This window comes from Streptomyces sp. AgN23 (assembly GCF_001598115.1).
Taxonomy (GTDB): Bacteria; Actinomycetota; Actinomycetes; order Streptomycetales; family Streptomycetaceae; genus Streptomyces; species Streptomyces antimycoticus.
Genome location: NZ_CP007153.1, coordinates 4,271,794 through 4,291,400 on the forward strand (window position 1 = coordinate 4,271,794; position 19,607 = coordinate 4,291,400).

Here is a 19,607-nt window from a genome sequence, read left to right on the forward strand (position 1 = left end):
GGGCGGGCGGCGCCGCGGATGGCAGTCGAGGCGGCGTGCGGGGCCGCAACCGGGCCGGTGCGTTCTTCCTTCAAAGGGGTTACACCCTGACCCACCCGGCCGAAGAGCGCCGTCATCCCTGGAGAACGCCTGGTAAACCCATTGAGACATGAGAGCATTTCCGGAGCGCCGACAGAGGGTCCGCGATGAGGGATCCGGCCGGCGCGCGCCCGCCGGAAAAGGCGAGGCCCTCGCCGACTGGTTCGACGGCCGGGTGGGCCTCTTCAAGATGGCCAAGGCCAATCTGCGCAAGGTCTTCCCCGACCACTGGTCCTTCCTGATCGGCGAGATCGCCCTCTACACATTCGTCATCATCATTCTGACCGGTGTCTATCTGACCCTGTTCTTCAAACCGGCGATGAACGAGGTGGTCTACGCCGGCCGGTGGACGCCGCTGAACGGCATCCGCATGTCGCAGGCGTACAAGTCCACCCTGGACATCAGCTTCGATGTGCGCGGTGGACTGCTGATGCGGCAGGTCCACCACTGGGCGGCGATCATCTTCATCGCCAGCATGCTCGCCCATATGATGCGGACGTTCTACAACGGCGTCTTCCGCAAACCCCGCGAGATCAACTGGCTCTCCGGCGCCGGTCTGCTGATTCTCGGAATGTTCGACGGTTTCATGGGCTATTCACTGCCCGACGATCTGCTGTCCGGCACCGGGCTGCGCTTCATGGAGGGCGCGATCCTGTCGATCCCGATCGTCGGCACCTATCTGTCGTTCTTCTTCTTCGGTGGCCAATTCCCGGGAGACTCCATCGTGCCACGGCTGTTCACCGTGCACGTACTGCTGATTCCGGGCATCATGCTCGGGCTGCTGGCGCTCCATATGATCCTGCTCGTCTACCACAAGCACACGCATCTCCCGGGGCCCGGAAAGAAGAACATGAATATCGTGGGGCCGCCTCTCTGGCCGGTCTATGTGGCCAAGTCCGGCGGTTTCTTCTTCCTGGTCTTCGCCGTCACCACGCTGATGTCGGCCATCGCCCAGATCAACCCGGTGTGGGCCTATGGCCCCTATCGGCCCGACCAGGTGTCCACCGACGCCCAGCCCGACTGGTACATGGGCTATTCCGAGGGGCTGATCCGGCTGATGCCGGGCTGGGAGATCAATCTCTGGGGCCACACCCTGGTACTCGGCGTACTGATCCCCTTCCTGGTCTTCCCCACGGTGTTGCTGGTGATCTGGCTCTATCCCTTCCTGGAGGCATGGATCACCGGGGACAGACGCGAGCACCATCTGAACCAGCGCCCGCGCAACGCCCCCACCCGCACCGCCTTCGGCAACGCCTGGGTCGCCCTCTACGGGGTCCTGCTGCTGGGTGGCGGCAACGACCTCATCGCCACCCACTTCGATCTGTCGATCAACGCGATCACCTGGGCCTGCCGGGTCGGCTTCTTCGTGGTGCCCGTCGTGGTCTTCATCATCTCCAAACGGATCTGTCTCGGCCTCCAGCGCAAGGACCGGGAGCTGCTGCTGCACGGCCGGGAGACCGGCATCATCGAGCGGCTGCCGCACGGCGAGTTCGTCGAAGTGCACGAGCCGCTGTCGCCGGCGGAGAAGTACACGATCACCGCGTACGAACAGTACGAGCCGCTGGAGCTGCCGCCGACAGTCGACGAGGCCGGAGTCGCCCGCAAGCTCTCCGTCATGGAGAGGCTGCGCGTCTCGCTGTCCCGGAGCTACTTCGGTATCAACGGCCAGATCGCCAAGCCCACGAGGGAGCGGGTGGCGGAGCACGAGGAGCATGAGGAGGCGGAGCGGGCCGAGGAGCCCCAGCGCCCCTAGGGCGACGGAGACGGCGGGGCGCGGCGGGTGGGGGATTCCGTCCGCGCCCCGCCGTGTGGGGGGTGCCGTGGGGGGTGGTGATGGTGGGGCTCACGGGCTGACAGGCCCCTCATGTGGCTGTCAGCCCGTGAGCCCTATGCGGCTGACGGGCGGTGTGGGGGCCCGCCGGTGTCAGCCGACGTCAGCCGTTCAGCCGTTGTAGGCGCCGAACGCCTTGGTGAAGGCGAGCTCCTCCTGGTCGATCGAGCTGCAGGTCGGCGACGCGGTGTCCTGCGGGCTGGGGCACTGCTTGTCGCGGGTCGCGGACCACATCGACAGCCAGGCCAGCCCCTTGGACTTGGCGAACTCCACCACCTGGGAGGCGTCGTCGACCTTGAATATCTCGTTCTTGACGTCATTGACGCCGATCATCGGGGTGACCGCGACGGCCTTCCACGCCTCGTCGTCGCTCAGCTCGAGGGCGCCCTTGATCTGGCCCTGGGTCGCCGTGGCGGCGTCGATGGCGTACTGGCCCATGTCGTCGTCGAAGGAGGCTCCGTAGTCCATCGCCATGATGTTGACGGCGGAGACCTTCACCCCGTTCTTCTTGGCGTCGGCGACGAGGTCGACACCGTCCTGGGTGAGGCCGGTCGGGAGCACCGGAAGGGTGAAGGAGACGTCCAGGTCGGGGTTGCTCTGCTGCAGCTTGGCGATGGCCTGGGCGCGGCGGGTGTTGGCCTCCTTGTTCGGAAGCGCGCTGCCCTCGATGTCGAAGTCGACCTTGGTGAGCTTGAGGGTGTCCACGACCTTGCCGTAGGCCGCGGCGAGCTCGTCCACCGATGTGCAGGCCAGGCCCAGCTCGGAGCCGGAGGCGCCGCCGAAGGAGACCCGGACGTCGCCGCCGGCCGCCCGCAGCTTCTCGGTCTGGTTGGCCACCTCGTTGTCGCCGACCTCGGTGACGCCGCCCCACTTGGGGGTACAGCCGCCACCGGAGGTGATGAAGGCGAGGTTGAACTGCTTGACGCCGGTCTTCTCGGCGGTGCCCACCATGTCGTAGGCGGGGTAGAGCGAGGTGTCGATGTACGGGGCGAAGCCGCCGCTCGCCACCGCTGCGGCCTTCTCGGACGCGGCGGGCTTCTCGGAGACGGTGCCGGCGTTCGCCGCCCCGCTGAGCGCGAACGCCGTGCCGCCGGCCACGACGGCGGCGGCGGTCGCGCCGATCACCTTGGTGGTCCGGCTCGCCTTGCGACGGTGCGTGCTGCTCATCAGGTCCCTGCCTTCGCTGTGCGGATGTGGGGGGAGATGGTGCGGGCGCCACGCTAGCGAGGGGAAGTCGGACAAACGGCAGGATCCGTGCACCGGCCATGGATCTTATGGCTGCCTTAAGGAACCCATGGGCGGCGATTAATGCTCCGCGGGCTCCTTGGGGCGGGTGCGGCCCCGGCTCTTCCGCTTACGGCCGCGCCGCCGCTGCCCCGGGTCGGCGGAGCCGGCGCCGTTCAGCGAGAGCCACACCCGTACCTCGGTGCCGCCCAGCACCGACCGCCCGATCCGCAGATCGCCGCCCGTGGACTCCGCGACCCGGCGCACGATGTCCAGGCCGAGGCCGGTCGAGCCGGGGCCACCGTCGCCGTGGCCGCGGCGGAGCGCCGCGTCCGGGTCGGCGATGCCGGGGCCGGCGTCGGAGACCAGGATGATCACTGAATTGCTGGCGTCCCCACCATCGTGGACGTCGACCGCGAGCGCCGTGCCCTCGGGCGTGTGCCGGAAGACATTGCCGAGCAGGGCGTCCAGCGCGGCGCCGAGTTCGGGGCGGGCGACCGGCACCCGCACGGTCCGGTCGACCCCGGCCAGCCGTACCGTACGGCCCTCGTCCTCGGCGAGCGCGGACCAGAACTCCATCCGGTCCCGGATCACCTCGGAGGCGTCACAGCCGGACGGGGTGTGCGTCTTCTGCTGGCGCGCGGTGCGGATGATCTGGTCGACCTCGCGCTCCAACTGGGCGACGGCGGCGCGGGTCTGGTCGGCCGCCGGTCCCTCGCCCAGCGAGGCGGCGTTGAGGCGCAGCACGGTGAGCGGCGTACGGAGCCGGTGGGAGAGGTCGGCGGCCAGCTCGCGCTCACCGGCCAGGAGCTGCACCACCTGGTCGGCCATGGAGTTGAACGCGGCGGCGGCCGCCCGGAGTTCGGCCGGGCCATCCTCCGGCACGCGCACCCCGAGTTCGCCATGGCCCAGGTCGTGGGCGGCGTCGGCGAGACGTCCGGCCGGACGCACCAGCCGGGTGCCGAGCCGGTCGGCGGTGGCGACCGCGCCGACGATCAGCGCGAGGCCGACGCCCGCCAGCACCAGCCAGGACGTGGTCACCCCGCTGGTGACCACCCCACGCGGGACAAAGACCTCCACGACCGCGACCTGACCACTGCTCAGCGCGGTCGGCTGGAGCAGCGCGTAGCCCCCGGGGGCGGCGGACACCGAGGCTCGGCCGAGCCGCCGCGCGGTGGCCAGCTCGCCCTTGGCCGCGCGGCTCTTGCCGAGGTCGTAGCCGCTCCCCGGCTCGCCCGGCTCATCGGGGACATGCACCGCCATCCGGCCGTCCCCGCCAGCCTGGGTGCTGGCGACCGCGCGCTGCAGCCGCGTCCGCTCGGTGGTGATGGCGAGCGCCGGGCCGATGGTGGCGGCCTGCCGCTCGGCGTCGGCGAACGCCCGGTCCCGGGCCAGCTCCTTGACGACGAGGCCGAGCGGGACGGCGAAGGCGACCACCACCATCGCGGTGACCGCCAGGCAGACCTTGACCAGGGCCCATCTCACGCGGGCTCCGCCGGGGGCTCCAGTTTGACGCCGACCCCGCGCAGCGTATGGAGATAGCGCGGCCGGGCGGCCGTCTCGCCCAGCTTGCGGCGCAACCAGGACAGATGGACGTCTATCGTCTGGTCGTCCCCGTACGCCTGCCGCCAGACCTCGGCGAGGAGCTCCCGGCGCGGCACCACGACGCCGGGCCGCCCGGCGAGATAAGCGAGCAGGTCGAATTCCCGCCGGGTCAGATCGAGCGTCACCCCGTCCAACTGGGCCTGGCGGCGCAGCGGATCGACGGCCAGCCCGCCGACCCGGAGCACCGCCGGGGGCGCCGCCGCACGGCCCGGCTCGCCCGCCCCACCCCCGCGCACACGGCGCAGCACGGCGGTCATCCGGGCGGAGAGATGCGCCACGGAGAACGGCTTGACCAGGTAGTCGTCGGCGCCGTCGTTGAGCAGCCGGACGATCTCGCCCTCGTCGTCACGGGCGGTGGCCACGATGACCGGCACATCGGTGATGCCACGCAGCATCTTGAGTGCCTCCGCCCCGTCCAGATCGGGCAGGCCGAGGTCCAGAATGACGACGTCGAATCCGATCTGTGCCACCTCGCGCAACGCCTCCAGGGCGGTGCCGACGCTGCGCACGGTGTGGGACGCCTCGGTCAACTGCCGTATGAGGGCTGAGCGTACGAACTGGTCGTCCTCGACGACGAGCACACTTGCCATGAGCGGCACCGTACGCCATTCGGGTGAGGCAAGATGGGGAAGATGCGAAGAGGTCTGGTCCAATGTCTGGCGTGGGTCCTCGCGACCGGCGCCGCGGTCACGCTGTCGTGGTACGGCGTGCGGACCGTCCTGACCGGAACGGCCTACGATCCGCCGCGCGCACTGCCGATCGCGGACGGCTCCCGTTCGGCGAACGGGGCCTGGTCCTCCTCGACGCACCGACCCAAACCGCCGTCGCCCTCGGCGACTTCGCCCGCTTCGCCGTCCTCGCCTTCACGCCCGGGGGCGGACGCGGGAGGCGATGAGGATGAGGACAAGGGGTCCGGTTCGGCCGGGCGCAGCCGGAAGCCGACGCAGGCGCCGACGCGGCAGGAAACGGCGCGGCCGGAGGAGAGCGGAGAGGTGCGCGGCTATCCGGCCAAGGGCGGCCGGGTGGTCTTCGACATCCGGGCGGCGTCGGCGGATCTGGTCTCGGCGACACCGGACGGCGGATGGCAGATGCAGGTGTGGAAGCAGACCGAGTGGATCCGGGTGGACTTCGTCTCCGGAGCCGACACCACCACGATCTTCTGCACCTGGCATGACGGCCCGCCGCAGGTCCGTATCGACGAGCACTAGGGTCTGTCGTCGAAGGGGGCGCCCGGCCGCGAGCAGGGGCACCTCCCAGCGGTAGCTGGGGGAGTCCGGTGCGGTCGATCGCAAGGCGGAGCGTCGCCCTCGTACTGGGCGTACTTGGGTGACGCGACAACGCGGCGAGCGGCCGTGCCAGGCGTCGGGAGCAGGGCGCCCCCCCTTTGACGACAGACCCCAGCGGCGGGTCGGCCGGCTGCCGATCCGCTCGGGCCGGCCGCCGGTCAGCTCCGCTCAGGTGAAGACGGCGGGCGGCGGGGCCGGGGAGGGGGCGGCGGTCGCGTCGGTGACCGGGGCCGCGCCACCGGTGAAGTCCGCGAGCGCGCGCCCGTGTTCGACCCGGGCGGGGTGTGGATCACCGGCGGCCCGGCGGGTGAGGTCGGCCAGCGGCAGGTCGCGGTCGGCGGCCAGCAGCACCGCGTTCCCGAAGCGGCGGCCGCGCAGCAGGGCGGGGTCGGCGGTCAGACACACCTCGGCGAACACGGCGCGGGCGGTGGCGATCTGGGCCTTCAGATGGGCCAGCGGCGGACCGTCGGCGAGATTCGCGGCGTACCACCCGTCCGGGCGCAGGGCGCGCCGCACCTCGGCGAGGAACTCCACACTGGTGAGATGGGCGGGCGTACGGGCCCCGCTGAAGACATCCGCGACGATCAGATCCGCCCAGCCGTCGGGCACCTTGGCGAGCCCGGCCCGGGCGTCGGCGCCGCGCACCCGTATCCGGTCACCGGGGTCCAGGGGCAGCGCACTGCGGACGAACTGGACGAGCGGAGCGTCGATCTCGACGATCTGCTGGGTGGAGCGGGGGCGGGTCGCCGCGATGTAGCGGGCGAGGGTGAAGGCGCCGCCGCCCAGATGGACCGCGTGCAGCGGGCGGCCGGGAGGGGCGACGAGATCGGCGAGATGGCCGAATCTGCGCTGGTACTCGAAATCGAGATACGCGGGATCGTCGAGATCGACATGCGACTGCGGCTTGCCGTCGAGCAGCAGCGTCCAGCCGCGCGGCCGGTCCCGGTCCGGCACGAGCTCGGCGAGCCCCCCGTCGACGGATGCGGTGACCGGCTCGGGGCTGCGCCCCCGCGCCGCTCCGCGCCCGCGCGCGGCTCGCTTGTTCGTGCCTTTCGCCATGTGCCCCAGTATGCGGCGGACCACTGACAGCCGGTCGCCGGCAGGCAGGGGCGGATGGTCACCGCCTCACTGGCAGCGGTCACCCGGGGTCTGGGTTCACTGGCAGCGGTCGACGGCCTCGATCGTACGGGCCGCCTCGCCGAGGGCCGCCCGGAGCTCGGCGGGGTCGGTGGCGACCGTGTACGCCGCGTCGGGCGGCACCAGCCAGCCGGTGCCGTTGCCGGGCGGCGCGTCGTCCCCGGCCGCTCCGGATTCGGTGTCGCCGGCTTCGGCGTCTCCGTAGGCGGCGCCTCCGGACGGGATATCCCCGGCTCGGGTCTCTGCGGATGAGGTGTCTCCGGCTGCGGCGGGTGCGCCGGTGCCGGAGCCGATATTTATCCGGATTCCACGCCCGGATGTCTGGGTGCACGCCGAGCCCGGCAGATCCCAGCCGTCCGCCGTTCCGGGCGGTACCAGGAAGCCGAGGGTGTCGCAGGCGTTGTCATGCAGGACGGGACCGAGGCCGTCGCACGCACGGCGCAGGATGTCCACCGCCTCCAGCCCCTGGCGGGCGGGCACGGTGACGAGATCGCAGTCCTGGCGCTGGGGGTGCTGGGCAGTAGTCCGCGAGCGGCTGATGTCCACTCCGGCCTCCCTCTTCATCGGGTCGCACCTCATTCAACGCGCGGCGGTGTCAACGGCTACGGCCGAATGCCGCCGTAAAGGATGGCAGTTCATGGCAGATCATGGGCGATATATCACTTTTGCCGGAAACCTCCGAGTGTCGGAGATCGCGCAGCCGGTACGGTTCTCCCCCGCCCACCCGGCATCACCAAGGGAGAGGCACAGCATGACGCCGCTTCCGGAGCCCTCGCCTCCCCGGCCGAACACCGCGTTCCGCCGACTGCGCGGACAGCTCTCGCCCGCCGAGTTCGCGGCGTCCGTGCGCCGCGCGGCCCTCGAGATCGGCGAGCAGGTCTCCTGCGACGCCCGCTATATCGGCCGTGTCGAGTCGGGAGCGATCCGCTGCCCCAACTACGCGTACGAGCGGGTCTTCCGCCATATGTTCCCCGGCCGCACCCTTACGGATCTCGGCTTCGCCTCCCGTGAGTCGGTGCGCGGCCACCAGGCCCGCGGCCCCGCGGGCCCTCCCGTGCCCGTACCCCTGTCGGCCCCCGTATCCGTCCCCGGCCCGCGCCCCGGACCTCCCGAGCCCCAGGGCAAGGGGACCGTCGACATCTTCGAGGAGAGCGAACTGCTACGGCGCTCGTTCATGGCCGGTGGGGCGGCGGCCGCCGCCGTGGCCGCCGCGCCCCGGGCCGGAACGCCGCCCCGGCGGGCGGGGCGGCGGGTGGGGGAGGCCGAGGCCGCCGCCGTGGAGGAGGCCGTACGGCGGATCCGGTTACTGGACGACCGGCACGGCGCCGATCCCCTCTATGCGCACACCGCCAAGCCGCTGAGCGCCGCCTACGCGCTGCTCGACGCGGGCGGCTACAGCCGCTCGATCGCCGAGCGGCTCTTCGCGGGCGCCGGTGAACTGGCCATCTCGGTGGGCTGGCTGGCCCATGACTCCGGACGGCTGTCCGACGCGCGGTCCCACTACGCCGAGGCCCTGGCCACCGCGCGGGTCTCCGGCGACGCCGCCCTGGAGACGCACGCGTTCTGCAACACCGCCTTCCTCGCCCGCGACGCCGGCCGCCCCCGCGAGGCCGTACGGGCGGCGCAGGCGGCCCAGCGGGTCGCCGAGCGGCTCGCCTCGCCGCGGCTGATGTCGCTGCTCGCGCTCCGCGAGGCCGGGGGCCTCGCCTGGCTGCCCGACCGGGGCGGCTGTGAGCGGGCGCTGCTGCGTGCCCGGACGCAGTTCGGGCGCGGGCCCCGCGACGCCGACCCCGAGTGGATGAGCTTCTTCGGGGAGGCCGAACTGGAGGGGCTGGAGGCGCAGTGCTGGTCGGCGCTGGGCGACTGGAAGCGCGCCGTGGAGCACGCCCGGCGTGCGGTCGCCCTCCAGAACCCGCACTTCACGCGCAATATCGCGCTGTTCACCACGGAGTTGGCGAGCGATCTGGTGGCCGGGGGCGCGCCGGACGCGGCCGCCGCCGCGGCCGGCCGGGCCCTGGGCCTGCTGGACCAGGTGAAGTCGTCGCGGATCCGCCGGATGCTCGACGACACGGCCCGGATACTGCGTCCTTACGGTCGCGATGAGGCGGTCGCGGGCTTCCTCGACCGCCATGCGGCGGCCGTCACCCGCCCTGAGGCGGCCGGTCGCGCCTGCCCGGTCTGACGCCGGTTCGGCTCTCAGTCCAGATGGCCGGTGTCGTTCCAGCGCTCGATGGCGGGTTCGCCGTAGGCCCAGCCGAGCACCGACAGGGATGTCGGGTCGAGCCGGATCCGGGCGGCGAAGGAGGCGTCATGGCCGAGCCAACGGGCGCCCAGCGTCCGCAGGATGTGGCCGTGGGCGAAGACCAGCACATCGCGGTCGGCCGAGCGCGCCCACTCCACGACCTCGTCGGCCCGCGCCGCGATCGAGGCGATCGACTCGCCCTCGGGCACCCCGTCGCGCCAGATGAGCCAGTCCGGCCGGGTGGCCTTGATCTCGGCGGGGGTCATCCCCTCGTACGCGCCGTAGTCCCACTCCAGGAGCGCGTCCCACTCCTGCGCCCGGTCGCCGAAGCCCGCCAGCCCGCAGGTCTCCTTCGCCCGGGACAGCGGGCTGGTGCGCACCTCGGCGTCCGGAAGGCCCGCCCAGGGGCCGTGGTGCAGCCGCTCGCCGAGCAGCTCGGCGCCGCGCCGCCCCTCGTCCAGCAGCGGGATGTCCGTACGGCCGGTGTGCTTCCCGGAGAGCGACCACCGCGTCTGTCCGTGCCGGGCCAGGAGGATGCGTGGGGGCATGCGTACTGCCTTCTTTCACCGGTTTCGCACCGCTGCGCCGCCGTGCGCCATTACACGCCGCTGCCTGCGGTTTCATGCACTCTTCGGGACCGGCACATGGCCGATCGCCATCCCTCCATCATCGCGCATGTGATCGACAGGCAACCTCCGGGCCACTCCTGGCGTCTTCCTGTCTGCGCGCGGGTCCGCCAGGGCGGGTTCCGACAGTGGGCGCCGCTCGCGGACGGGGGCGGTGCGCTGGTCGTTTCGCCTACACCGTACGGTTGACCGCGCGCCTTCTTGTGGCCGCCTGAACTTTGGAGAGCGTCCGAATGCCCCATACGGTGCCCCGTGCCGGAGCAGCACAGGGCAGTCGGCCCCGTTGGTGGACCGAACTGCCGCTCATAGCGGTGGTGTACGCCGCCTACTCGGCCGGTCGGCTGCTGGCCCGCGGCGACGTGTCCACCGCCGTCGATCATGGTCTGGCGATCCTCCATTTCGAACAGCGTCTGAACATCGACTTCGAGTCGCCGCTGAACGATCTGTTCACGGCCCACGCGGTGATAGGCATACCGGCGGACTTCGCCTACGCCTCGCTGCACTACGTCCTGACCCCCGCGATCCTGCTGTGGGTGTGGAAGCGCCGTAAGGCGTCGGACTACCGCTTTCTGCGCACCTGGCTGCTGGTCTCCACGATCATCGGGCTCATCGGCTTCACGCTGCTGCCGACCTGCCCGCCGCGGCTTCTGGAGGCGGGCCACGGCTTCGTCGACACCATGGCGCAGTACCGCTCGTACGGCTGGTGGGGCGGGGACGCCAGCGCACCGCGCGGACTGGGCGGGCTGACCAATCAGTACGCGGCGATGCCCAGCCTCCACGTGGGATGGGCGCTGTGGTGCGGGGTCGCCCTGTGGCGGCACGGACGCTCGACCTGGGCCAAGATCGGCGCGGTCGGCTATCCGCTGGCGATCACGCTCGTGGTGATGGGCACCGCCAACCACTACTTCCTGGACGCGGTCGCCGGCGCCGCCGTCATGGCGCTCGGGGCGCTGCTGACGGGGCCCGCGCTGCGGCTCACGGAGTCGCTGCGCAGCCGCCTGCGTCCGGCCCGCGAGACCGTCACCGCCTCCCGAAACGCGGGTGTGCCCGCGAATGTCGGTGACAAGTGCGAGACTTCGCCGCGTGAACGGGAACGGATCCCCCGACAGCAGAGCAGGGGCGCGGACAGGCAACGCACCGACGGTGCCGCGGACGACGGCGGCCGGGGAGCCGGTGCCGGTACCAGCGGCCGGGGAGCCGGTGCCGGTACCAGCGGCCGGGGAGCCGGTGCCGGTACCAGCGGCCGGGGAGCCGGTGCCGGTACCAGCGGCCGGGGAGCCGGTGCCAGTGCCGGAGGCGGCCGGGGAGCCACTGCGGGCGGCTCGGCCCCCGCGGCAGGTGACGAGGCTGCGGCAGCGGCTCGCTGAGCTGCGCGGTCCGGCCACCGTTCCCCATCCGATGGACGCCCGCGCGCTGGCGGCGCTGGCCGCCAACCCGGGCTGCCGCCGCCGAGCGCTGCTGGACGGGGCCGGGGTCGACAAGGGCGCGCTGGCGTCGGCGCTGGGGGCTCCCGCGAACTTCGGGCAGTCGCAGTTCGCGCATCAGCGCGGCAACTCCTTCGAGGCCCGGGTCAAGGCGGACGGCGGCGCTGATCTGGTGCGGCTGCTGCACGAGCGGCTGCGTGACGGCTCGGAGGCGCCCGGTCCCGGCGCCGTCGCGACCCCCGATCTGACCGCGCCCGGGCCGCAGGGCCGCACGGCCCGTACGGCGCTCGCGCTGCGCGAGGCCACGGAGGCGGGTCGCTGGGCGCTGCTGGACCATCCGATGGTGAGCCTGGACGTCGCGGGCTCGCCCGCCTTCCTGGAGCCGGACGCGGTCGTGGTCCACCCCGACGGGTCGTGGACGGTCGTGGAGATCAAGTCCTTCCCCATGGTGGACGGCTCCGCCGACCCGGCCAAGGTCGGCGCGGCCGCCCGCCAGTCCGCGGTCTACACCCTGGCGCTGGAGCGGGTGGCGTCGATGATCGGCCGGCCGCCCGAGGACGGGGACGACACGGCGGCGCGGGAAGGCTCGTTGCCCCCGGCGGAGACCGCTTCCGTGCGGGCCCGGGTGCGCCATCATGTGCTGCTCGTCTGCCCCAAGGACTTCTCCAACCTGCCGACCGCCGAAATGGTCGATGTGCGCAAGCAGCTCGCGGTCACCCGGCGGCAGCTGGACCGGCTGACCCGGATCGAGGACATCGCCGCCACCCTCCCCGAGGGCACCACCTTCGACCTCCGGCTCACCGACGACGGCCGGACCCCGACCCGGCCGGTCGAGGAGCTGACGGCCGCCGTCGAGGCGGTGGACGCGGCGTACGCCCCGGAGTGCCTGTCCACATGTGAGCTGGCCGCCCACTGCCGGACGCGGTCCCGCGCGGCGGGCCGGGTCGAGGCGCTGGGCCGTGGCGTCCGGGGCGAGCTGGGCGGGCTCACCACCATGGACGCCGTCCTTACGGCCGCCATGGAACGTCCCGCCGACGACGCCCCCACCGGCGACCCCACCGTGGACGCCCTGCGCCGCGCGGCGGCCCTGCGCGCCGAGGCACTCGCGTCCCGCCCCGGGGCGGCGGCATGTCGCTGATCACCACCCTGGCCCGGATGGAGGCGGTCCGGGAGGGGCGGGCCCAGCCCCTGACCACCGTGCGCCACCGCCATCTGTCGGAGCGCCCGCTGGCGTTCGTCCCGCTCACCACCGCCGGTGAGGCGGGGGCGCCGCTCGGGGCGCTGGTGGGTACCGATCGGGACGCACCGCGACTGCTGATCGTGGCCCAGCCGCGCGACCGCGACCTGCGGTTCGCCTTCCTCGCCGCGCTCGCCGAGGAGATCCAGCCGTATCTGGACTCGTACGCGGACCAGGTCGAGCTGGAGGAGCGCAAGGAGACCGACCCGGAGACCGGTAAGAAGGTCCCGGTCCAGGTCGAGCTGTGCGAGGACGCGCCGCAACTGCTGGTGCCCAGCGCCGCGGGCGTGGCGTTCGTCCGGCTGCTGGGCCGGTCGATGCGGTTCCGGCGGACCGCCGAGCAGGACCCGGAGACGCCCTTCCCGGCGCCCGCGCGGGTGCCGCTGCTCGGCCGCTGGCTGACCCACTACGGGGAGCGGTCGCGGGTGCCCGGCTCATGTCTGCTGCTGTCGCTCACCGAGCTGCTGAGCCGTCACTGGGCGACCGGGCAGAGCAATCTGGAAGATCAGCACCTGGGCTCGCTGCTGGCCTGGATCGACCCCCCGGAGGGCCTGCCGGGGGCGGAGGCGGCGCTGCGGGCGGAGTCGGAGCGGGACGAGGACGGCCAGCTGCGCTGCCCGCCCGCCGGCCCGGCCACCGACCCCGCCTTCGACAACAAGCTGCTGGCACCGGCGATGTCCCGCTACGACGCGGCGCGCGCCGAGACGTCCCAGGGCGTGGCCGGGGGCGAGGCGCGGCTGCGGCTCGCCGAGGCGGAGCTGCGCGGGCTGATCGAGTCGCAGCTACGGCCCACCTGGGACGCGCTGTGGCACGGGGTGGATCTGCTGCGCTCTCTCCCGGAGGGCGCGCGGGTGGCGGACCGCTGGAAGCGGGACCGCTGGTCCTACACCGGCCACCGGGACCGGGTCCGGGCCGGGGAGCCGCCGCAGCCCAAGCGGGACGACGCGGTGACGGCGGCGCAGAAGCTCGCCGCGCGCGAGACCGCGCAGGCCCAGCTCGACGCCCATGAGGCGCTGGACGATCCGCTGGTCATGGCGGGGCGGCGGCTGGCCGGTGAGGCGTTCGCGGGCGAGGTGATCGATGTGGAGATGGCCTGGTCGGACGCGAAGGTGCCACGCCCGCGCCCGCTGGTCACGGTCCGCACCGAGGACCGTCCGCATCTGGCCGAGCGGGTCAAGCTGCACCGGGTCATGGCCGACGGCAGGGCGCAGAGCGGGGAGTTCGCCGGTTTCGCGGACACCGATGAGGCTGGTGGAGCCGATGAGGCTGGTGGAGCCGACGAGGCTGGTGGAGCCGATGAGCCCGACGGCCTCGACGGGGCGGACGCTTCGGGCTCTCCGGAGGACCCGGCCCGCGCGCTGGTGGTGCGGCTGACCGGCGGGATGGGCCGTGGCAAGCAGCCGGAGCCTGGCTCGGTGCCCGAGAAGGGCGACCGGGTGTGCTGGACGCTGTTCGAGCATGCCCCGCGCGGCGGCCCGGAGCTGCCCGACGCGGAGAGCACTCCGTGGACCCACGGCGGCCCGCCGGACGCCGCCGCGCCGACCCAGGGCCCCGAGCCCGACCCGATGACCGAGGAGGACTATCTGTGATCGCCGCGGACCCGGCCGCCGGCGCGGCCCACGCCGGCCGCGCCCGAGCGGGCGAGCCGTTCGACCCGTCGGCCGCGGCGGCACGCGCGACCGAGGCGATCCTGCGGGACACGCTGCACGGAGCGGACCGCGGCGTCGTCGTGGACTCCCCGCCCGGTGCGGGCAAGTCGACACTGGTGGTGCGGGCGGCGCGGGAGCTGGCCGCCGCCGGGCGGCCGCTGATGGTGGTCGCGCAGACCAACGCCCAGGTGGACGATCTGGTGGACCGGCTGGCCACGGCGGACCCCGAGCTTCCGGTGGGGCGGCTGCACAGCAGCGATCCGCATCCGTACGACCCGGTGCTCGACGGTCATGCGTCGGTCCGCGCCTCCGCGAAGATCGGCGACCTCGCCGGGCTCGACATCGTCGTCTCCACGGCCGCGAAGTGGGCGCACATCAGACACGTCGAGCCGTGGCGGCACGCGATCGTGGACGAGGCGTACCAGATGCGCTCCGACGCGCTGCTGGCGGTCGCCGGACTGTTCGAGCGGGCGCTGTTCGTGGGCGACCCGGGGCAGCTGGACCCGTTCAGCGTGGTGGGCGCCGACCAGTGGGCGGGGCTTTCGTACGACCCCTCGGCGAGTGCGGTCACCACGCTGCTCGCGCACAATCCGCGGCTTCCCCAGCACCGGCTGCCGGTGTCCTGGCGGCTGCCGGCCTCGGCCGCGCCGCTGGTCTCGGCCGCGTTCTATCCGTACACCCCCTTCCGCAGCGGCACCGGCCACGGCGAGCGGCGGCTGAGCTTCGGGGTGGCCTCCGACGGCTCGGGGCCGGACCGGGTGCTGGACGAGGCCGCCGCGTCCGGCTGGGGGCTGCTGGAGCTGCCCGCCCGGCGCACCCCGCGCACCGACCCGGAGGCGGTGGCGGCCGTGGCCCAGGTGGTGCGCCGGCTGCTGGACCGGGGCGCGGTGGCGGTCAGCGAGCGGTCCGACGAACCGCTGCCGGTCGCGGCGGACCGGATCGCGGTGGGCACGGCGCACCGGGACCAGGCGGCGGCGGTCCGGGCGGCGCTGACAGGGCTCGGGGTCTCCGGCGTCACCGTCGACACCGCCAATCGACTCCAGGGGCGTGAGTTCGAGGTCACGGTCGTCCTGCATCCGCTGTCGGGGCGGCCGGACGCCACGGCCTTCCATCTGGAGACGGGGCGGCTGTGCGTGCTGACGTCGCGGCACCGCCAGGCGTGCGTGGTGGTGTGCCGGGCGGGGGTGGCCGAGCTGCTGGACGAGCACCCGTCCACGGAGCCGGTGCAGCTGGGCGTGACGGTGAAGTTCCCGGACGGCTGGGAGGCCAACCACGCGGTGCTGGCGCATCTGGCCGAGCACCGCGTGACATGGCGGCCGTAAGGGCGCGCTGGCGGCGGCCACGGCTGGGCGTGAGGGTCGTCTCGGCGCTGCCGTAAGCGCGAGTCGATGGCTGCCGTAAGACCGTAACGGCGGGTCGGTGGCCGCCGTAAGGGCTCATCGGCGCGGGTCGTGGGGCGTGTCGGTGGCCGCCGTAGGGGCTTGTGCGGGGGTCGTGGCGGCGTGTCGGTGGCCGCCGTAAGGGCGACGCGTCACCGGCGGCCGCGCGGTGCGTCACCAGGGGCGAGGGTCCGGCCATGGTTCAGCGGGCGGCGGGGTGGGGAGAGACCCCAGGTCGGCGGCGTACGGCGGGGGCGCCCTTGCCCTACGCGCGACAATGGAGACAACAGGACCACCGTGAACCGTAGGTGCCTCACGGCCCAGGAGGAGAGATCACATGCCCGAGCCGGATTCGGCTCAAGGCCGGCACGGCTCCGCGCCCCGGCGGCTGAAACCAGCGCCCCTGCTCTTCGAACCGGCCGCCGCCGCCTCGGACGAGGCGCACTTCTTCGACCTGGAGTCGATCGAGGACCCGCGCGAGCTGCTGTCCCGCTCGACGGAGCTGGTGCTGGCGTTCCGCGCGGCGACGGACCGGGCCATGGAGTTCCAGGCGATGGCGGCCGCCCAGCTCGCCGACCCGAGGCGGTTCGATCGGCTGACCCCCGCCGTGATCGCCGAGCGTGCCGAGTGGACCGAGGACTACGCCAAGAAGATGGTCGAGTTCGGCCGTGAGCTGATGCGGAGCGGCGAGTTGCCGGACTGACGGCAGGCGTGAGCCTGGGGCATATGCGGGCGGAAGATACCCGATGCCAACACCCGATGTCCCGGTTTCACCGCATCTCTCTACACCGTCATCGCCGACGGTAAAGGTGGAAACATGACCAGAACGCCGCAGGACGCACTTCACACCGCCGCCTACGTCACCCCGGCGGGCGCGGACTGGCTCGCCTCGGCCAGCGCCTCGCCGCGCGGTGTGCAGGCCCTGTGGGCAGGGGACCCGACCGCCGCGGTGACACTGCCGTGCGGTACGGCGTTCGACGTCATCAGCATGGACGCGCTCTTCGGCCGCCGGGTGGTGGGCCGGTTATGGACCGACGGCCCCGGCACCGGCCCGGTCGCGGCCCGAGGCGGCCGCGTCATGCTCTTCGCCACCCCGGGGACCGCCCAGCGGCTGCCGGCGCTGCTCGGCTGGGAGGAGTGGGGTGCGACCGCTCCCCCGCTGCTCTGCTACGGGCGGGGCGACGCGGTGACCGTGCCGCCGCTGTTCCCGCCGGACCCCGATCAGCCGGAGGCGGCGCCCCTGGAGCACGAGGGCCGGGAGACCGGGGCCCCGGAGACCGGCGCCCGCGAGACCACCCCCGTGCCGTCGCCGCGCTGGCTGGTCGCGCCGGATGTCCGCAAGCCCTGGCTGCCCGGTCCCGAGGTACTGCTGTGGGCCTGTGTGAGGGCGGCCCGCGCCGCCGGTGGTGATCTTGTCGGCACGGCTGTGACCAGCACACCCGCCGTTTTTCCGGGCTGAAAGTTATCGATTTTCACTCCGTGGCGTCCGGGTGCTAAGGTCTCCTACGTCAGCAGGCGCCGCTAGCTCAGTTGGTTAGAGCAGCTGACTCTTAATCAGCGGGTCCGGGGTTCGAGTCCCTGGCGGCGCACAGACAGCGAAAGGCCCCCCACTTCGGTGGGGGGCCTTTCGCGTGGCCTTTCCCCCAGGACGGGGCCCTCCGCGTACGACCGACCTCACGCCGCCGGGCCCGTGAGCCGGGTGACCGCCAGGACCGCCTTGTCCGGGCCGGGCATCGCCAGCGCTTCCCGCCGCAGGGCATGCGCCGCCGCCGCGTACGAGGGCTGCTCCAGCAGAGCGAACAAGTCCAGGGCCAGCCGGCCGCCCACTGCCTGCGCCCCGCGCCGCGTGCCGTCGAGGGCGTCGGCGGGCAGATATATCCCGGCGCCCGCCCGGGCCAGCCGCGCCCCGTTCAGCTGCTGCTCCAGGCGGGGCGCGACCACCAGCTGCGGCACCCCGGCCGTCGCGGCAGCCAGCACCGCCGCGCCCCCGCCCTGGTGGAGCAGAGCCCGGCAGCCCGGCAGCACCCGGTGCAGCGGCCCGGCGGGCGGGCGGCCCTCGGCGGCGCTGCCGACCCGGACGACCTCCACGCCCCGCGCCTCGGCGGCCCACAGTGCCGCCCTTACGGCGTCCGGCGGGCCACTGGCGTCGTCCCACGCCGCGCACACCCGCACCGGCCCGGAGCGCCTGGGACCGCCCGGCCCGCGCCGTCCGTTCGACGCGGCGGCCTGGCGTGCGGGGTGCGGCCCGGCGCGGCGGGCCTCGTAAGGCGACGGCGTCTCATGCGGCGAAGGCCCATCGTGCCGAACGAGACGCACCGGCAGCCGCCGCGCCCGCGAGGGCAGCGCGAGGCTCGGCGGGCAGGGGTCGAGCCACAGGTCGGGCTCGCGCGCCGGGTCGGCGCCGTAACGCCGCATCAGCCGGGCGTAGCCGGGCAGCGGCGGGCCTTCGAGCCGCTGCCGGTCCAGCCGCAGCACGGCCGCGCTCCCCCACAGCTGACCGATGGCGGGCACCCCCAGCGCTCCCGCGGCCACCGTGCCCGCGTACGCACTCGCGTCATGCACCACCAGCTCCGGCTGCCAGCAGCGGGCGAAGGCCACCAGGCCCTGGGCCATCGCCTCGGCGATCCGCACCTGCCGATCGCCCAACGCGCGCAGCACGCCGTGCTGCTCCGGGGTGAGCGCGGCGGGCCGCACCGGCCAGTCCGTCGGCCAGATGCCGCGTGGGCGCCGCGTCGCGTCCGGTGCCCTGACCGCCGCCATGGGCAGGGCACCGATCTGCACCGGCACCAGGCCGGTGCGGGCGACGGCCGCCGCGCATTCGGACGGCACCGCGACCCGCACCTGGTGCCCGGCCCCGAGCAGGGCGCGCGCCAGCGGCACCATGGGAACGAGATGGGCGCCGGAGGCCCAGGTCGTGAACAGGACGCGCACGGTTCACCTCCCTCAGAGGTCGAGTCGGCCGGACCGCCCCGTCCGGCCGATGGACATGACACCGAGCCGCCCCATCGCATCCCTCGCCGGGCTCAGCGACACCCCGCGAGCGTCAGCGCTTCGCCGGTGATCGTGCCGTTGGCCGCCGAGCACAGGAAGAGGAGGGCGCGGGCGATGTCCTCGGGGGTGGCAGGCGGCCGGTCGGGCGGGGTCGGCGGCCGATCGGGCGGGGTGGATGGCCGGTCGGGCGGAGTCGGCGGCCGATCGGGCGGGGTGGGCCCGGGGCACACGGCGTTGATCAGCACTCCGTCGCCGCCCACGTCGCCCGCCAGACCGCGGACCAGACCGTGCAGCCCGGCCCGCGCCACCGCGTGGAACTCCCCGTCGGCCGCGCCGTCCGGTGCCTGTGCCGGGGCCACCAGCGCGATCCGGCCCCAGCCGCGCTTGCGCATCCCGGCGACGGCCCACTGGACAGTGCGGACCGCGGGCACGAAGCCGTCGGCGACAAGCGGCCGCCAGTGCTCCTCCGGTACGTCCTCGAACCGGGTGTGCGGATCGCGTCGCGCGCCCCGTCGCCGGGCGGCCGCCACCAGCACGTCGAGCCCGCCCCAGTGCTCCTCCACGGCGGCCACGACCCAGCGCGGCGACGCGGCGTCGTCCAGGGCGTACGGCACGGCGAAGGCCCTGCCGCCGTCCGGTCCGGACAGCTCGGCGGCCAGCGCCTCGGCGGCCTCGCGCTGGTACCGGAAGGCGAGCGCCACCCGGGCGCCCTGCTCCGCGAAGGCGCGTGCGGCGGCCCGGCCGATGGCCCCGGTGGCCCCGGTGACCAGGACCGTGCGCCCCTCCAGGCCGAGGTCCAACATGGGCGCTCCTCGCGGTCGTTCCCACTGAGGAGGCCATGGTCGCCGCCGTGACTCGAGTCCGCCTCGACCCGTGCCCGAGGCTGCCCAGGGGACCG

General features: G+C 73.4%; 17 protein-coding genes and 1 tRNA gene. 10 read left to right on the top strand and 8 right to left on the bottom strand.

The genetic code is table 11. From position 1 onward, the window contains the following. The first annotated feature begins 148 nt into the window (after positions 1-148). A complete protein-coding gene (locus tag AS97_RS18260) occupies positions 149-1,831 on the top strand; it encodes a ubiquinol-cytochrome c reductase cytochrome b subunit (RefSeq protein WP_059142062.1) in 1,683 nt (560 codons plus the stop codon). 189 nt (positions 1,832-2,020) lie between these two features. Here AS97_RS18260 and AS97_RS18265 read toward each other — a convergent pair whose 3' ends face one another. The 3 genes from AS97_RS18265 to AS97_RS18275 all read right to left on the bottom strand — a co-directional run bounded on the left by AS97_RS18265 (position 2,021) and on the right by AS97_RS18275 (position 5,328). Further along, positions 2,021-3,076, bottom strand: coding sequence for a chitinase (locus tag AS97_RS18265; protein ID WP_059142061.1), 1,056 nt, complete (start codon positions 3,074-3,076; stop codon positions 2,021-2,023). Positions 3,077-3,214: 138 nt separating this feature from the next. Continuing rightward, positions 3,215-4,618 carry a HAMP domain-containing sensor histidine kinase gene (locus AS97_RS18270; RefSeq protein ID WP_059142060.1) on the bottom strand — a complete coding sequence of 468 codons (1,404 nt, stop codon included), beginning with the start codon at positions 4,616-4,618 and terminating at the stop codon, positions 3,215-3,217. Then, a complete protein-coding gene (locus AS97_RS18275) occupies positions 4,615-5,328 on the bottom strand; it encodes a response regulator transcription factor (RefSeq protein ID WP_185929862.1) in 714 nt (237 codons plus the stop codon). Before AS97_RS18275 ends, AS97_RS18270 begins: the two co-directional genes overlap by 4 nt. Positions 5,329-5,370: 42 nt before the next feature. Between AS97_RS18275 and AS97_RS18280 the strand changes: the two genes are divergently transcribed. Continuing rightward, positions 5,371-5,946, top strand: coding sequence for a hypothetical protein (locus AS97_RS18280; protein WP_210565282.1), 576 nt, complete (start codon positions 5,371-5,373; stop codon positions 5,944-5,946). A gap of 246 nt (positions 5,947-6,192) precedes the next feature. On the opposite strand, the gene AS97_RS18285 is transcribed toward AS97_RS18280, so the two are convergent. Beyond that, positions 6,193-7,083 carry a fused MFS/spermidine synthase gene (locus tag AS97_RS18285; protein ID WP_059142058.1) on the bottom strand — a complete coding sequence of 297 codons (891 nt, stop codon included), beginning with the start codon at positions 7,081-7,083 and terminating at the stop codon, positions 6,193-6,195. Between the two features lie 96 nt (positions 7,084-7,179). Then, on the bottom strand, positions 7,180-7,725 hold the full coding sequence (locus tag AS97_RS18290; protein WP_247204410.1) for a hypothetical protein: 546 nt from the start codon (positions 7,723-7,725) through the stop codon (positions 7,180-7,182). Positions 7,726-7,912: 187 nt separating this feature from the next. Between AS97_RS18290 and AS97_RS18295 the strand changes: the two genes are divergently transcribed. Then, the gene (locus tag AS97_RS18295) at positions 7,913-9,343 is read left to right on the top strand and encodes a tetratricopeptide repeat protein (protein WP_210565283.1); all 1,431 of its coding nucleotides are present in this window, start codon (positions 7,913-7,915) and stop codon (positions 9,341-9,343) included. Positions 9,344-9,357: 14 nt separating this feature from the next. Here the strand turns inward: AS97_RS18295 and AS97_RS18300 are convergent, their stop codons facing one another. Next, positions 9,358-9,951, bottom strand: coding sequence for a histidine phosphatase family protein (locus AS97_RS18300; protein WP_086710261.1), 594 nt, complete (start codon positions 9,949-9,951; stop codon positions 9,358-9,360). Positions 9,952-10,262: 311 nt separating this feature from the next. Between AS97_RS18300 and AS97_RS18305 the strand changes: the two genes are divergently transcribed. The 7 genes from AS97_RS18305 (at position 10,263) to AS97_RS18335 (ending at position 17,307) form a co-directional block, all read left to right on the top strand. Beyond that, the gene (locus tag AS97_RS18305) at positions 10,263-11,396 is read left to right on the top strand and encodes a phosphatase PAP2 family protein (protein WP_210565284.1); all 1,134 of its coding nucleotides are present in this window, start codon (positions 10,263-10,265) and stop codon (positions 11,394-11,396) included. A gap of 31 nt (positions 11,397-11,427) precedes the next feature. Continuing rightward, entirely contained in the window at positions 11,428-12,591 is a 1,164-nt protein-coding gene (locus AS97_RS18310; RefSeq protein ID WP_210567233.1) for a hypothetical protein, read from the top strand. Next, entirely contained in the window at positions 12,582-14,279 is a 1,698-nt protein-coding gene (locus AS97_RS18315) for a hypothetical protein (protein ID WP_210565285.1), read from the top strand. The genes AS97_RS18310 and AS97_RS18315 overlap by 10 nt, the downstream gene beginning before the upstream one ends. After that, the gene (locus AS97_RS18320; protein WP_210567234.1) at positions 14,279-15,661 is read left to right on the top strand and encodes an AAA family ATPase; all 1,383 of its coding nucleotides are present in this window, start codon (positions 14,279-14,281) and stop codon (positions 15,659-15,661) included. The genes AS97_RS18315 and AS97_RS18320 overlap by 1 nt, the downstream gene beginning before the upstream one ends. Positions 15,662-16,055: 394 nt before the next feature. Next, positions 16,056-16,421 (top strand): hypothetical protein, encoded by a 366-nt coding sequence (locus tag AS97_RS18325; RefSeq protein WP_059142052.1) that lies wholly within the window; start codon positions 16,056-16,058, stop codon positions 16,419-16,421. A 114-nt stretch (positions 16,422-16,535) separates the two neighbouring features. After that, positions 16,536-17,177: a bifunctional DNA primase/polymerase gene (locus AS97_RS18330; RefSeq protein WP_086710263.1), complete on the top strand. Its 642-nt coding sequence runs from the start codon at positions 16,536-16,538 to the stop codon at positions 17,175-17,177. A 56-nt stretch (positions 17,178-17,233) separates the two neighbouring features. Further along, positions 17,234-17,307, top strand: a tRNA-Lys gene (locus AS97_RS18335). 85 nt (positions 17,308-17,392) lie between these two features. On the opposite strand, the gene AS97_RS18340 is transcribed toward AS97_RS18335, so the two are convergent. Further along, complete coding sequence (locus AS97_RS18340) at positions 17,393-18,649, bottom strand: nucleotide disphospho-sugar-binding domain-containing protein (protein WP_210565286.1); 1,257 nt, start codon at positions 18,647-18,649, stop codon at positions 17,393-17,395. Positions 18,650-18,741: 92 nt separating this feature from the next. After that, positions 18,742-19,512, bottom strand: a complete 771-nt coding sequence (locus AS97_RS18345) for an SDR family oxidoreductase (RefSeq protein ID WP_210565287.1) — start codon at positions 19,510-19,512, stop codon at positions 18,742-18,744. Positions 19,513-19,607: the final 95 nt, after the last annotated feature.

Bases quoted from the DNA above. Each gene is read 5' to 3' on its own strand.
- AS97_RS18260 (WP_059142062.1), top strand. From the start codon at position 149: ATGAGAGCATTTCCGGAGCGCCGACAGAGGGTCCGCGATGAGGGATCC.
- AS97_RS18330 (WP_086710263.1), top strand. From the start codon at position 16,536: ATGACCAGAACGCCGCAGGACGCACTTCACACCGCCGCCTACGTCACC.
- AS97_RS18285 (WP_059142058.1), bottom strand. From the start codon at position 7,083: ATGGCGAAAGGCACGAACAAGCGAGCCGCGCGCGGGCGCGGAGCGGCG.
- AS97_RS18265 (WP_059142061.1), bottom strand. From the start codon at position 3,076: ATGAGCAGCACGCACCGTCGCAAGGCGAGCCGGACCACCAAGGTGATC.
- AS97_RS18290 (WP_247204410.1), bottom strand. From the start codon at position 7,725: ATGAAGAGGGAGGCCGGAGTGGACATCAGCCGCTCGCGGACTACTGCC.
- AS97_RS18280 (WP_210565282.1), top strand. From the start codon at position 5,371: ATGCGAAGAGGTCTGGTCCAATGTCTGGCGTGGGTCCTCGCGACCGGC.
- AS97_RS18315 (WP_210565285.1), top strand. From the start codon at position 12,582: ATGTCGCTGATCACCACCCTGGCCCGGATGGAGGCGGTCCGGGAGGGG.
- AS97_RS18325 (WP_059142052.1), top strand. From the start codon at position 16,056: ATGCCCGAGCCGGATTCGGCTCAAGGCCGGCACGGCTCCGCGCCCCGG.
- AS97_RS18305 (WP_210565284.1), top strand. From the start codon at position 10,263: ATGCCCCATACGGTGCCCCGTGCCGGAGCAGCACAGGGCAGTCGGCCC.
- AS97_RS18295 (WP_210565283.1), top strand. From the start codon at position 7,913: ATGACGCCGCTTCCGGAGCCCTCGCCTCCCCGGCCGAACACCGCGTTC.
- AS97_RS18275 (WP_185929862.1), bottom strand. From the start codon at position 5,328: ATGGCAAGTGTGCTCGTCGTCGAGGACGACCAGTTCGTACGCTCAGCC.
- AS97_RS18345 (WP_210565287.1), bottom strand. From the start codon at position 19,512: ATGTTGGACCTCGGCCTGGAGGGGCGCACGGTCCTGGTCACCGGGGCC.
- AS97_RS18300 (WP_086710261.1), bottom strand. From the start codon at position 9,951: ATGCCCCCACGCATCCTCCTGGCCCGGCACGGACAGACGCGGTGGTCG.
- AS97_RS18310 (WP_210567233.1), top strand. From the start codon at position 11,428: ATGGACGCCCGCGCGCTGGCGGCGCTGGCCGCCAACCCGGGCTGCCGC.